The organism is Bacillus sp. JNUCC-21 (genome assembly GCF_041222765.1).
In the GTDB taxonomy this organism is placed as follows: Bacteria; Bacillota; Bacilli; order Bacillales; family Bacillaceae; genus Bacillus; species Bacillus velezensis.
The window spans coordinates 2,748,271-2,762,229 of sequence record NZ_CP166019.1 but is presented as its reverse complement, the minus strand read 5'-3'; the positions used below and the strand labels follow the sequence as shown (position 1 = coordinate 2,762,229).

Here is a 13,959-nt window from a genome sequence, read left to right as displayed (position 1 = left end):
GGCAGGTGACTTTATATGGAGAAGAAAAGACTGAAATCATTAATAGAAGATTTTAAGCATTACGCATTTATTCTGCTTGCAGTCAGCACCTTCATTTATATCGGCGCGGTTCTTCCCGGACAAGGGCTGACTGCGGGCCAGAAAATGCTGATGTTTGTAACGGATTGTGTATTTTTAGCGGGCGCTTATTTCTGCGTTGACCGTTCACTTATTTATAAAAAGAGGCTGGAAGAGGCCGATGAATAAAAAAAAGCCATTGTCTTTTGACAATGGCTTTTTCGTTTCTTATTCAGACGGGGTTTCGCGTAATTCTTTTCCCATTCCTTTTAAAAACTGCAGCCCGAAGCCGAGCGCGCGGTTAATATCAGGATCACCGACGGCTTTCATCAGTTCAAACATACTGACTTTCCTGTCCTCTTTTAAAAATCTTTGCGCCTGATCCGTCCCGGCCATGGCGCTTTCTAAAAGTCTGCCCATAAATTCGGGATCGGCTTTTGACAGCGCGCCTCCCGCGGCCATCATCGTATTCAGGAGATTGGTGACAGGTTCCCGGGAAATCTGTCCGAGTGCGATTTTGGCAATCTCCTCTTTTGCCTGGAGCATATAGCCGGCGGCATCAAAAATGCCCAAGCCATTCAGCTCTGCCATGATGGACATCGTTTTCGCGACAGCTTCTTCATTTTCTGCGAGAAGCGTCTTCAGTTCTTCCAGTTTTTCAGCTTTCAGCTGTTCCTCTGTTTTCGTTTCTTTTTGAATTTCAGTAATCGGGCTTGCCATAATGTTTCCTCCTTTCCTTAATCAGTTAAGTGCACATAGCCCGGACGGTTCCATTTTCGCTGAGCTTCCACACCGTTTTGCGGATGACGTTTTTTGTTCCGCGGATTTGTTTTCGGAAGCGGCGGAGTATCACAGGAACCAAGCACTTCCATGCGGACTTTTGTCTGCTTATAGGCAGGTGTATGTGTCCGTGAATCATACGCAGGCCCGGTCAGGAAATTAATCGCAGAATCTTTATCTGTAGAGTTCATCGGCAGATAAAGCTCATTTGCGCGGACGCGGTCTGTCACAAGCGCGTTCAATTTAACCGCCCCAAAAGGAGAGACGAGCCGGATCATTGTCCCGTCGCAAATTCCGCGTTCAGCCGCGAGCTCCGGCGATACTTCAACAAATACATCCGGAACTTTAGACTGAATGCCTTTTGACTTGTTTGTCATGTTTCCTTCGTGGAAATGTTCAAGCATCCGTCCGTTGTTAATATGCAGGTCATATTCTTCAGGGAATACAGCAGGCTCCACCCAATCGCTCAGCGCAAAACGGGCTTTTTTGTCCGGGAAGTTAAAGCCGTCTTCATAAAGAAGCGGAGTGCTTTCTCCCGTAAAGCTTCCCCATAGGAAGCTGTTCCAGCCGCTAAGAACGTCGTAGCTTGCTTTTCCGAACAGCGGAGAAAGGCTCGCCATTTCTGAGAAAATGTCGCTAGGATGCGTGTAATTCCAATCAGCGCCTAAACGATTGGCGACTTCCTGAATAATCCACCAGTCGGGTTTTGCATCGCCGAGTGTCGGAAGCGCCTGATACAATCTTTGCACACGCCGCTCTGTGTTTGTAAATGTTCCGTCTTTTTCAAGAGATGGAACCGCAGGCAGGATGACATCCGCGTATTGCGCCGTTCTTGAAAGGAAAATATCCTGCACAACAAAGAAATCAAGGCTGGATAAAATGTTATGAACATGGTTGGCGTTTGAATCGACGAGCGCCATATCTTCACCGACGAGATACATGGCTTTCATGTTTCCTTCTTCAATCGCATGGAGCATTTCGATATTATCAAGACCCGGCTTGCCGTCAATTTCAACACCGTAAGCTTTTTCGAATTTAGCGCGTGCCGCATCATCGGTAATATGCTGATATCCCGGAAGCCAGCCTGGAAGAGTTCCCATATCGCAAGCGCCTTGAACGTTGTTATGTCCCCGCAGCGGATAGGCTCCGGCGCCCGGACGGCGGTAGTTTCCTGTGGCAAGCAGCAGGTTGGAAATCGCCGCTGATGTATCAGAGCCGCCTGTATTTTGAGTAACGCCCATGCCCCAAAGAACACAAGTGCCGTCTGCATCACGAATCATTTCGGCAATGCGGATGATCGTATTCTGAGAAAGTCCGGTGATGCGCTCCGCATATTCCAATGTGTATTTTTCCAGCGTTTCTTTATAATCATCAAAGTAGTTGACATTTTCATCAATAAACGCTTGATCGTGCCAGCCTTGGTCAATCATATATTTCGTTACTGCCATGAGCCAGACCTGGTCAGTCCCTTGTTTCGGGCTGATAAAGAGGTCGGACCGTTCAGCCATTTCATTTCTGCGCAGATCGGCAACAATCAGTTTTTGGCCGTGCAGTTTATGGGCGCGTTTCACGCGTGTGGCCAGAACCGGATGTCCTTCCGCCGGATTGGCGCCGACGATGAGCACGAGGCCCGCTTTTGCGATATCTTTAATTGTGCCGGCGTCTCCGCCCATACCGACGGTGCGGAATAAGCCGTCCGTTGCCGGTGACTGGCAGTAGCGTGAGCAGTTATCCACGTTGTTGGTTTCAAATACTTGACGTGCCAATTTTTGAATGACGTAGTTGTCTTCATTCGTAATTTTAGAAGAAGAAATAAAACCGACAGAACCATTTCCGTGTTCGGCCTTGATCGAACCGAGTCTTGAAGCGACAAGATCAAGAGCTTCTTCCCATGACGATTCAACAAATGCGCCGTTTTTCCGGATAAGCGGTTTTGTAATCCGTTCTTCCGAATTCACGAAGTCCCAGCCGAATTTCCCTTTCACACAAGTGGAAATCGCGTTAACCGGAGCATCGGAAACAGGCTGAATTTTAAGGATGTCACGTCCTTTTGTCCATACTTCAAAAGAGCATCCGACGCCGCAGAACGTGCAGACTGTTTTTGTTTTTTTCGTCCGTTTATCGCGCATAGCCGCTTCCACTTCAGACACGGCGAAGATGCTTGTATAGTCGGGTTCAACATTTTTCACTAAATCAATCATCGGTTCCATGACATCTTCTTTTATTCCTGTCATAAATCCGGCTTGGCCGAGCATTGATTTTTCCATCAGTGCGTTACAAGGACAGACAGTGACACACTGGCCGCAGCTGACGCAGGAAGATTCATTAATGGCGACGCCTTCATCCCAAATGACCCGCGGGCGGTCGCGCTCCCAATCAATTGAAAGGGTCTCATTCACCTGAAGGTTTTGACACACTTCCACACATTGGCCGCAGGCGATGCATTGGTTCGGATCATAGCGGTAAAACGGGTGAGACATATCAACCGCGCACTTTGAATCATCTTTCGGTGTATACGGATATTTCTGATGCTCAATTCCCATCATTTCCGCTGTATTATGCAGTGTGCAGTTGCCGTTGTTGTTATCGCATACCGTACAGTAAAGCAGGTGATTCTCGAGCAGGCGGTCCATGGCCTCTGTCTGAGCCTCTTTTACCCTTCCCGACGTAAGCGAGATGGACATCCCGTTTTCTGCAGCCGTGGAACAAGAGCGCTGCAATTTCCCGTTTACTTCAACAATACAGGTGTCACATGTTTGAATCGGATCCACTTCCGGTACATGGCATATTTGCGGAATCTCAATTCCGTTTTGGTTTAAAACATCTAAAATCTTAGACCCCTCTGGTGCTTCATACTCCGTGCCGTCAATTTTGACACGGATAGACTGAACGTCTGTCACTTCCAATTCCCCTCCATCTTTTAAACTCGAAAAAAAGCCATGCACATAGATACCGGCCTCCTGTACGGAGAACGGTATAAATACGCATGGCGGAATAGTTCACTAGCAAGTCTTACTAACAGACCAATCCTATTTGTATAAAACGATAGACTCATAACACGTTTCCTATTACAAATCCATCTTCACTGCTTTTATTATAAGGTGATATTTATTATAATACAATACGAAAGGAAAACTTTAACCAGGTGAAATGTCACAAAGGGGAACCGGGAATGTCTTTCATAGGCTAAAATCGGAGGGGACAATATGTCTAAAAAAATTCATGAATTTAACGATATTATCCGGAAATTGCGCAAAGAATTATTTGGAAAGGGGCCTGAACGAATTCACACCGTTTTTGTGGATAACATGGCGGTATCTACGCTTTACGGCAATCTAAGCGCAAGTGAGCAGTTTATCGCACGCACGCCTGAAGGAAGAGAAATGGTTCATGCGGCTCGGACCAGCTTAATTCAGGAGCTGTATTCAAAACAAACGCCTGACGGAATGGAAGAGCTCATCGGAGCAAAGCTTGTGCATCTGTTTTCAGATATTAAAATAGAGGAAAATATTGCCGTATCGGTGTTTGTCTTTGACCGCTCAATTGAAGAGCATAAAGAAGAAATCAAAAGCTGACAATATTCAATTGACACGAAATTGTCACATTTGATATGATATGAACTGCCAGCAGTGGCCTAAGGACGATTTTTTATGGAATGTGTGCATGATCTGTACATATTCTATACCGCATATTTTCATTCTGCTTGATATTGTTGTATGGGTATGCATACAAGTTAGGCAGCATTCAAACCCCGTTTTTTCAGACGGGTTAGTTGAATGCTGCCTTTTTTGTTAGGCGTCTTTGGAAACTGCGGGCTGAAATGATAAATGGAGGGGTTATTATGGCTTTTCGTAAACCGGACGAAATAGCGGAGCTTGCGGTCGAATCAGGGGTAAAAAAGGTGCATTCACCGCTTTCAGCACTGATTGTATTAGGATTTTTGGGAGGAGCGTTTATCGCACTCGGTTATTTGCTTGATATCCGTGTCATCGGCGACCTTCCGAAAGAATGGGGAAGCCTGTCGAGTTTAATCGGGGCGTCCGTGTTTCCCATCGGATTGGTGCTCGTTGTTCTTGCCGGCGCGGAGCTGATTACGGGAAATATGATGTCGGTATCCATGGCGCTGTTTTCCAGAAGAATATCCGCCGGTGCATTAGTGAAAAATTGGGTGATCGTGACGTTGATGAATCTTGTCGGCGCACTGTTTGTCGCTTACTTTTTCGGACATGTTGTCGGATTAACCGAAACAGGACCTTACTTGGAAAAAACGATTGCGGTCGCACAAGGCAAATTGGATATGCCGTTTGGAAAAGTCATTGTTTCGGCGATCGGCTGTAACTGGCTTGTCTGTTTGGCCGTCTGGCTTTCTTTCGGCGCAGAAGACGGAGCCGGAAAAATCGCGGGTATATGGTTTCCGATTATGGCGTTTGTCGCAATTGGTTTTCAGCACGTTGTAGCCAATATGTTTATCATCCCGGCTGCGATATTTGCAGGTTCTTTTTCGTGGGGTGATCTGATTGGCAATCTCATTCCGGCCTTTATCGGGAATGTCATCGGCGGGGCAGTGTTTGTCGGCCTTATTTATTTTATTGCATATTCAAAAAAAGATCAGAAAAAGCAAGGGATGAAAAGAGTTTCCTGAGGTAAGAAAGATGCCGGAAAACACGGACAATTGAAGCGGAATGCCAGCACATTTTCCGTCCAAATCTTGAAAAAAATGTTTACAAAATGGAAGCTGATGGATATACTTACAAAGTAAGAAAAAAGCAAAGGGAGGTTGAATCACATGACGACGTTAAACGGCAATCAAAATCTACAATTGAACCTATTCAGCCTGTGGAAGAGTTCGTGTCCTTCCTTAACCTCTGCCCGTCAAGCACGTTAATTTCGGAGTATCAGGACATTCGCAGCTCCCCGCAGGGAAAGAAGCACCGTCTTCTTTTGTCTGCGGATTTAGTCTGCCCGCAGCGCATATGAACTTTGCTGCGGGTTATTTTCGCTTGTGCGGATATTGAAAGGGGGTGAGCGATAATGACCATTAATCTTTTCTTTTTAACACTGACCATTTCAAAGCGTTTTAAAAGTGCGGAAGAGTATGAACGAGAACAGCAGGTCGAAGAGTTTTATAATGAAGCGAAAGAACGCCAGCTGAAACACTTTTATATGAACTAACGGACACGAAGGGCCAAAACGGAGGAGAAGGAGGAGATCATCATGTTCAGAATTGAACTGCTGAATCATTACACAATGGAGAAGGACCAGGTTTAGCGAGGATGTTGCTGTCACGTCGCAGACGGCCTGCATACCATGGTAAAGAAAGAAAAATTGGTAAGCGGGTGATAGCATGCAAGGCGGTCAGAACAGAATTCCATCCATCGGGCACGGGTATGCGTCAATGCCCCATTCATTTAAACACGGCTACGGCAACCCGTATCGCCGGCAGAGAATGGCGGCGCTTTCCCGGCAGACAAGATATATAGCACCGTATTATTGGTACTAGAGCAGGCGGAAAACCTACGTTTTCCGTCTTTTTTTTATGAAAACAAATATAAATTTCAAATAAATCGAAACGTTCATGAAGAGAAGTGCGTCTAGTTAGTACCTCATACTAATACGAGGTAATATTATTTCTGAATAATAAATCACAGGAATGGAAAAGCGGGTGTTATACAATGTTGCAACATACATCTTCAGCATTAAAACGAATGCGCGCGAAATACTTTGCTGCATCAGAACCGGCGGAGTCAGTCATTCAGCAAATTTTGATGGACATACAGGAATACGACCGCATTTTGGAAATCGGGACCGGAAACGGCTCAATGTTTAAACAAATCATCGGGCAGCTTGAAAAGGGCAGTCTTAAAAGCATAGAAACATCGAAACGTAAAATACGGAAAACACAGCGCGCAAACCGTTCGGTTATAAAAGCCGGGCTCGGAAACATTCAGCAGGGGAGGCCGGAAAGTATACCGTTCCGCGACCGCAGTTTTCATAAAGTCTTCTCGTTACATACTGCTGAAACAGTCAGCGATTACCGGACGGCATGTAAAGAAGTGTACCGCGTTCTTCAAATTGACGGGTGTTTCTATATGGTTTTGAAACCTTCGCGGATGAGTGAAAAGGATGTGATTGAGGTGCTCTATGATCAGCATTTCAGAGACATTTCAGTTGTCAGCAGAGATTCATTCCATTTTATTACTGCCATTAAATAGAATATTTCTTGGGAAATAAAAAGAGCTGCTTAAGTCACTGCAGCTCTTTTTGTGAAATTGGGCATATTTCCTTATTTTTGGTTATTTCACATATATTTTATATTAAAAAAAGTTTTTTTCTTATACAATAGTAATCAGATGACCGTACATTTTAAATATTTTGAACAAACGGAATGAATATTCATTCCGCATTTAGAAAGGGGGATGAAATGACAGCTTCAAATAAGGTTGAACTCATTATGAAAGCGTCGCTTACTTTGTTTACAGATAGAGGATTTGACGCCACGACGATTCCGATGATTGCCGCTCAGGCCGATGTTGGAACCGGCACAATTTACCGTTACTTTGACAGTAAAGAGACACTTGTGAACGTACTGTATCAGGAAAGTGCGCAGCGTTTTATGAAAAAAGTCAAAACGGACTTTCAGGGGATATCTGTAAGAGAAGGGTTTCATCACCTGTTTTATTGTCTGATTGATTTTACGAAGGAAAGTGAGTATGCATTGTTTTTTCTTGAAACGAATAAGGACGCCTACTTTCTGAATGAAACGAGCCGTAAGCTTCTTGATGAAATAACACAGATGCTTGACGTCTTTTTTCAGCGCGGCAAGTCTGAAGGTGTGCTCCGCAATCTGCCGTCCAATGTGCTGATGGCGCTGCTGCTCGGGGCATATCTCAAACTCTATCAGCTTATCCGGACGGGAAGCGTCGAAATAACAAAACCGTTTTTGAAAGAATTGGAACAATGTTCTTGGGATGCCATCAGAACTCATTAATTATTCGCCGAAGGAAGGAAGATCGATATGAAACAGCTAAGCGCTATACCGCAGCCGAAAACATACGGGCCTCTGAAAAATCTCCCTCACTTGGAAAAAGAAAAACTGTCACAATCGCTTTGGAAAATTGCCGAAGAATACGGCCCGATCTTTCGTTTTGAATTTCCGAGCTCTGTCGGGGTCTTCGTCTCAGGCCGCGAGCTCGCGGCAGAAGTCTGTGATGAAAAGCGATTTGACAAAAATCTCAGCAAAGCCTTGCTGAAAGTCCGTGAGTTTGGCGGTGACGGACTATTTACGAGCTGGACTCACGAAAAGAATTGGCAGAAAGCGCATCGGATTTTATTGCCGAGCTTCAGCCAGAAGGCGATGAAAGGCTATCATTCAATGATGCTGGATATTGCCATGCAGCTCGTGCAGAAGTGGAGCAGATTAAATCCGAATGAAGAAATTGACGTTGCCGAAGATATGACGCGCCTGACGCTGGATACAATCGGCCTGTGCGGATTTCATTACCGCTTTAACAGCTTTTACCGCGACACACAGCATCCTTTTATCACAAGTATGCTTCGTGCGCTGCAGGAGGCAATGCGCCAATCACAAAGACACAGCCTGCAGGACAAGCTGATGATCAAAACGAGACATCAGTTCCAGCAGGATATTGAAGAGATGAATTCGCTTGTAGACCGGATCATCGCTGAGCGGAGGGAAAATCCGGATGAGAATCTGTCTGACCTTTTAGCATTGATGCTTGAAGCGAAAGACCCTGTAACAGGGGAAAGGCTGGATGATGAAAATATCCGTTATCAAATCATTACCTTTTTGATCGCTGGGCATGAAACCACAAGCGGGCTGCTTTCTTTTGCGATATACTGCCTGCTGAAAAATAAAGATAAATTGAAAAAAGCCGTTCAGGAAGCCGAGCGGGTGCTGACGGGAGAGACCCCTGAATATAAGCAGATTCAGCAGCTGACATATATCCGCATGGTGCTAAATGAGACTTTGCGGCTGTATCCGACTGCCCCGGCATTTTCTCTGTACGCGAAGGAAGATACGGTTCTCGGCGGGAAATATCCGATTGCGAAGGGACAGCCGGTGACGATTCTGACTCCTCAGCTGCACCGGGATAAAAGCGCGTGGGGAGAAGATGCCGAGTTATTCCGTCCGGAAAGGTTCAGTGATCCCGCGGCAATTCCGGCTGATGCGTATAAGCCGTTCGGAAACGGACAGCGCGCATGCATCGGGATGCAGTTTGCCCTGCAGGAAGCGACAATGGTGCTCGGCCTTGTCCTGAAACATTTTGAACTGATTGATCATACTGATTATGAGCTTACGATTAAAGAAGCTCTAACCATTAAGCCCGGTGATTTTAAAATCCGTGTGAAAAACAAGGACGTGTCCAATCATCAGCCCGTACAAAACCATAAAGCTGAAGGAAGCGGTCACAAAGAAGAAACGAAAGAAATCCCGTCCCACGGAACGCCGCTTCTCATTCTTTACGGATCAAATTTAGGAACTGCGGAAGGAATCGCGGAAGAGCTGGCTGATATCGGAAGAAGCAAAGGATTTTCAACTGAAACCGGCCCGCTCGATGATTATGCCGGGAAACTGCCTGTAAAAGGCGCGGTCGTTATTGTTACGGCTTCTTATAACGGGGCGCCGCCTGATAATGCGGCGGGTTTTGTGAAATGGATGGAAACCCTTGAAGATCAGGAATTAAAGGGTGTTTCTTACGCCGTCTTCGGCTGCGGAGACCGCAACTGGGCCGCCACTTACCAAAGGATCCCCCGCCTGATAGACAAAGTGCTTGAAGAAAAAGGGGCAAAACGGCTGACCTCTATCGGGGAGGGCGACAATGCCGATGATTTTGAGTACAGTCAGGAAGCCTGGGAAGACTCATTCTGGAAGGACATCATGAAGGCTTTTCATATAGAGGCCGCTCCAAAACAGACAAACAAATCACAGTTATCAATCGAATACGTAAGTGAAGCAGCCGAGACGCCGATTGCCAAAACGTACAAAGCATTTGAGGCGGAGGTCATCACGAACAAAGAGCTTCATACCGAAAGCAGCAAGCGCTCAGTCCGGCATATTGAGCTGCGTCTCCCCGAAACAGAAACGTATCAGGAAGGAGATCATCTCGGGGTGCTTCCGCAAAACAGCGGGGAACTGATCAGCCGTGTCATTCGCCGATTCGGTCTTGATCCGAACCAGCACTTTAAGATCAAGGGCCGACAGCTGCCTCATCTGCCGATGGACCGGCCGGTTAATGCGCCGGAGCTTTTGGCGTCCTATGTAGAGCTGCAGGAGCCGGCAACGAGAGCCCAGCTTCGCGAACTTGCCGCACATACCGTGTGCCCGCCGCACCAAAAAGAATTGGAGCATCTTTATTCTGATGATGCGGCATATAAAGAAAACGTGCTGAAAAAACGAATGACCATGCTGGACCTGCTGGAAGATTATCCTGCATGTGAACTGCCGTTTGAGCGCTTTTTAGAACTTCTGCCGTCCTTAAAGGCGCGCTATTATTCAATCTCAAGCTCACCGAAGGCAACCAGCGGGGAGCTCAGTATCACGGTCGGCGTTGTGACGGCTCCGGCATGGAGCGGCCGTGGGGAATACCGGGGCGTGGCTTCGAACTATTTAGCCGGATTACAAAAAGGCGATTCTGCCGTCTGTTTCATCCGCTCGCCACAGTCGGGTTTCGCATTGCCTGAAAATCCGAAAACGCCTCTCATTATGGTCGGAGCAGGCACAGGAATTGCGCCGTTCAGGGGATTTATCCAGGCGCGGGCTGCCGAAAAAATGTCCGGTAACAGCCTGGGTGAAGCTCATTTATACTTCGGCTGCCGGCATCCTGAAGAAGACGATCTGTACAAAGATGAATTCGACCATGCGGAGAAAAACGGCCTTGTCACCGTGCATCGGGCGTATTCCAGGTTAGATCAGGACTGTAAAGTATATGTACAAGATGTTCTGCTTCGCGAGGCTGCACAAATTATTGCCCTTCTTGACCAAGGCGGCCATCTCTATATATGCGGTGACGGAAGCAAAATGGCTCCGGCTGTCGAAAATGTACTGCTTCAGGCGTATGAAAAGGTACATAACACTGATTCAAAAGTTTCCTTGGAGTGGCTTGAACAGCTGCAGGCGGAAGGAAGATATGCGAAAGATGTTTGGGCAGGTATGTAACAGAAGAGTGAGACAACTGAAGAATGTTTTTTAATTGAAGAAAGCCGGCACGATATTTGAAATCTACTGAATCAAAAGGAATAGTTATAGGGAGTATCGTGCCGGCCTTATCTTTAGTATCGGACAAAAGGCACAAATCTTTAATGTTTTTATTGATTCACATGCAGGCGGCTATGTCCCTTTTTTCTGAATTCCGCCAGAAATAAAACCGGATAAGACAGCAATAGCAAAACCGAAATAAATGAAATGATACCGATCCAATGAAAATGCGTCCAAAAGAAACCGCCGCAAGACCCGACCACGCTTGAACCGATATAGTATGCAAGCAGATATAATGAAGAGGCTTGCGCGCGATGATCACCGGCTGCGCGGCCGACCCAGGCGCTTGCGATCGAATGCGCGCCGAAAAAGCCGAAGGTAAAGACGGCAATCCCCGCGATTTTGAGTGCAAGCTGGGGCAAAAGTGTCACCGCTGCGCCGGCAAGCATAACAAAAATCGCAATCTTAATCATTTTCGCGCTTCCGAAAAGATCTGCTTTTTTCCCCATATAGACCGAGCTGAACGTTCCCGCAAGATAGACAATAAAAATAAAACCGATCACAGTCTGCGACAAATGATAAGGAGCCGCCATTAAATGAAAGCCGATATAATTATATAATGTCACAAAACTCCCCATTAATATAAATCCCAGAGATATTAACAAAAGCAGCCGTTTGCGGTGCAGGACCGCTCCGTATTCCTTACATGCCGCTTTTACGCCCGCATGCCGCTGAGATGAATGGCGCGGAGCCGGAAGAAAACGCCAAAACAAATAGCTTAATACAATAGAAAGAATGCCGATGATGGCAAGCGCCGGCCGCCAGCCGAATACATCGGTCAGAAGCCCCGTTAACAGCCTGCCGCTCATTCCCCCGATGCTTGTGCCGCTGATATACAAGCCCATCATTTTCCCGAGGCCCTTCGGATCAAACTCCTCGCCTACATATGTCATAGCGACAGCCGGAACGCCTGCCAGGAAAATACCGAGCAGCGCCCTCATCGCCAAAAGCGCGGGAAAAGCCGGACTGAACGCTGTTAATAGACCTAAAACAGAAGTAGCTGTTAACGACAGCACCATTAATTTTTTTCTGCCGAATCCGTCAGACAACGAAGCGGCGGCCAATAATGAAAATGCCAAAACGGCTGTTGAGATGGATAAAGTTAAGCTGGCAGCCGCAGCGGAAATATGAAACTCTTCCGAAAACAAAGGCAGAAGCGGCTGTGTCGTGTAAAGCGTGGCGAAGGTCACAAAGCCGCTGATAAACAGAGCCAAGCTGGCCTTTCTGTAAGCCTTTGTATGAGGCTGAATAAACGTCATGAATGTCCCTCTTTTCTCACTGTTGGTTATATATGTATCGTACGCTTTTCATTTCAATGTGTCTAATTTATAATAACTATAGAATTAATGCGTGTAGGTTATGAAGAAAGGGGAGAAGGAGAAAATGGAGCTTCATCAAATTGACAACTTCATTGCGGCGGCAGCTCATCAGCATTTCACAAATGCGGCAAAAGAAAGAATGATTTCTCAGCCGGCATTAAGCCGATCGATTATCAGGCTCGAAGAAGAATTAGGCGCGCCGTTATTTTACAGAGAGACAAAAGCCGTCCGGCTGACAAGGCACGGAGAGCAGTTCTTAATAAAAGCAAAACAAGCGAGACGAGCTTTAAATGAAGGCGTTGAACAAGTGAAAAAGAATATGAGCCTGGAGCACGGCGAAATATCTGTATCTTTTCTTCATACGCTCGGGCTGCGCTTAATGCCTCAGCTGATTGCCGAATTTAAAAAGCTATACCCAAACGTGACCTTCCGGCTTTATCAAGGCGCAAATGAAACGCTTCGCAAAATGGTGGAAACGGGAGATGCGGATATCTGTCTCAGCTCCCCGCCGCTTCCCAGCGAGCTTTTACAATGGACAGTACTGGAGAAAGAGCCTCTTTATGCGGTGCTACCTGAGAACCACCCGCTTGCAGGAAATAAAAGCATTCAAATGAAAGAGATGCAGGACGAGGATTTTGTGGGTTTTAAACCGGGATACGGGCTGAGGTATATGTTTGATCTGATGTGCCGGGATTTGAATATACACCCGCATCTCGCATTTGAAGGAGAGGAAGTGTCAACCATATTAGGGCTGACCGCCGCGGGTCTGGGGGCTGCAGTGCTGCCGAAAACCGCGGAGCATTCATACTTTCCGGTCGTTTTTCTACCGGTTGCAGATTACCAATGCGAACGCACCATAGCGCTAGCCCAGCTGAAAAACCATGCTCTTTCTCCCGCTGCTGAGCGTTTTAAACAGTTTGCACTTGAGTATTACAAAGCACGCAACTGAGCGGTCATTTTATTAAAATCGAAGTTGAAAATAAAGCAGAAAGAAATACAGAAAACGGAGGAAAACCATGGCGAAAAAAACAGTGAAAACAAATGCTGTCCGTATCATTGAGCAGCAAAACATTCCCTATGAGCTATTAGGTTACAAAACAGAAGGGGGACAGCCCGCAGACGGTCTTTCCGTTTCACAAAAAATCGGATACGCTGCCGAATATGTTTATAAAACCTTAGTGGCATCTGCAGGTACTGATCGTTATTACGTCTTTGTCGTTCCCGTTGCAAAAGAACTGAATCTGAAAAAAGCTGCGAAGGCGGCAGGTGAGAAGAAAATAGAAATGATTGCCATGAAGGACCTTTTGGGAGTAACCGGCTATATGCGCGGCGGCTGCTCTCCGATCGGCATGAAAAAAAGGTTTCCGACTTTTATTGATAGATCCGCTGAAACACTGGAGTTTATGATTGTCAGTGCGGGGAAAATCGGAATGCAGCTGAAAGCAGCGCCTCAAGATTTAGCCGAAGCAAGCGGGGCGGTATTTACAGACATTGTATAAATGTCCGATGAATCTAATAGAACACGTG

13 protein-coding genes are annotated in these 13,959 nt (G+C 46.4%); 10 read left to right on the top strand and 3 right to left on the bottom strand.

All coding sequences use genetic code 11. The features are described from left to right. Positions 1–15: 15 nt before the first annotated feature. Positions 16–246 carry a YrhC family protein gene (locus JNUCC21_RS13800; protein WP_012118061.1) on the top strand — a complete coding sequence of 77 codons (231 nt, stop codon included), beginning with the start codon at positions 16–18 and terminating at the stop codon, positions 244–246. Positions 247–285: 39 nt separating this feature from the next. Here the strand turns inward: JNUCC21_RS13800 and JNUCC21_RS13795 are convergent, their stop codons facing one another. After that, positions 286–777, bottom strand: coding sequence for a DUF1641 domain-containing protein (locus tag JNUCC21_RS13795; protein WP_003152780.1), 492 nt, complete (start codon positions 775–777; stop codon positions 286–288). Positions 778–794: 17 nt separating this feature from the next. Beyond that, positions 795–3,737, bottom strand: a complete 2,943-nt coding sequence (gene fdhF / locus JNUCC21_RS13790; RefSeq protein ID WP_369878825.1) for a formate dehydrogenase subunit alpha — start codon at positions 3,735–3,737, stop codon at positions 795–797. 306 nt (positions 3,738–4,043) lie between these two features. Between fdhF and JNUCC21_RS13785 the strand changes: the two genes are divergently transcribed. The 7 genes from JNUCC21_RS13785 (at position 4,044) to JNUCC21_RS13755 (ending at position 11,014) form a co-directional block, all read left to right on the top strand. Then, complete coding sequence (locus tag JNUCC21_RS13785) at positions 4,044–4,412, top strand: DUF2294 domain-containing protein (RefSeq protein ID WP_007408224.1); 369 nt, start codon at positions 4,044–4,046, stop codon at positions 4,410–4,412. A 266-nt stretch (positions 4,413–4,678) separates the two neighbouring features. Further along, positions 4,679–5,479, top strand: coding sequence for a formate/nitrite transporter family protein (locus tag JNUCC21_RS13780; protein WP_007408225.1), 801 nt, complete (start codon positions 4,679–4,681; stop codon positions 5,477–5,479). 389 nt (positions 5,480–5,868) lie between these two features. Continuing rightward, entirely contained in the window at positions 5,869–6,009 is a 141-nt protein-coding gene (locus JNUCC21_RS13775) for a YrzI family small protein (protein WP_003152787.1), read from the top strand. Between the two features lie 172 nt (positions 6,010–6,181). Further along, positions 6,182–6,337: a hypothetical protein gene (locus tag JNUCC21_RS13770; protein WP_007408227.1), complete on the top strand. Its 156-nt coding sequence runs from the start codon at positions 6,182–6,184 to the stop codon at positions 6,335–6,337. A 172-nt stretch (positions 6,338–6,509) separates the two neighbouring features. Further along, positions 6,510–7,049, top strand: coding sequence for a class I SAM-dependent methyltransferase (locus JNUCC21_RS13765; RefSeq protein ID WP_007408228.1), 540 nt, complete (start codon positions 6,510–6,512; stop codon positions 7,047–7,049). 209 nt (positions 7,050–7,258) lie between these two features. Continuing rightward, positions 7,259–7,825 carry a TetR/AcrR family transcriptional regulator gene (locus JNUCC21_RS13760; protein ID WP_003152789.1) on the top strand — a complete coding sequence of 189 codons (567 nt, stop codon included), beginning with the start codon at positions 7,259–7,261 and terminating at the stop codon, positions 7,823–7,825. A 27-nt stretch (positions 7,826–7,852) separates the two neighbouring features. After that, complete coding sequence (locus JNUCC21_RS13755) at positions 7,853–11,014, top strand: bifunctional cytochrome P450/NADPH--P450 reductase (RefSeq protein ID WP_042635378.1); 3,162 nt, start codon at positions 7,853–7,855, stop codon at positions 11,012–11,014. Between the two features lie 149 nt (positions 11,015–11,163). Here JNUCC21_RS13755 and JNUCC21_RS13750 read toward each other — a convergent pair whose 3' ends face one another. Then, positions 11,164–12,372, bottom strand: a complete 1,209-nt coding sequence (locus JNUCC21_RS13750; RefSeq protein WP_251248292.1) for an MFS transporter — start codon at positions 12,370–12,372, stop codon at positions 11,164–11,166. A gap of 124 nt (positions 12,373–12,496) precedes the next feature. On the opposite strand from JNUCC21_RS13750, the gene JNUCC21_RS13745 reads away from it, so the two are divergent. Further along, positions 12,497–13,381 (top strand): LysR family transcriptional regulator, encoded by an 885-nt coding sequence (locus tag JNUCC21_RS13745; protein WP_015240269.1) that lies wholly within the window; start codon positions 12,497–12,499, stop codon positions 13,379–13,381. Positions 13,382–13,448: 67 nt separating this feature from the next. Next, on the top strand, positions 13,449–13,931 hold the full coding sequence (ybaK, locus tag JNUCC21_RS13740; RefSeq protein ID WP_012118054.1) for a Cys-tRNA(Pro) deacylase: 483 nt from the start codon (positions 13,449–13,451) through the stop codon (positions 13,929–13,931). The last annotated feature ends 28 nt before the right edge of the window (positions 13,932–13,959 follow it).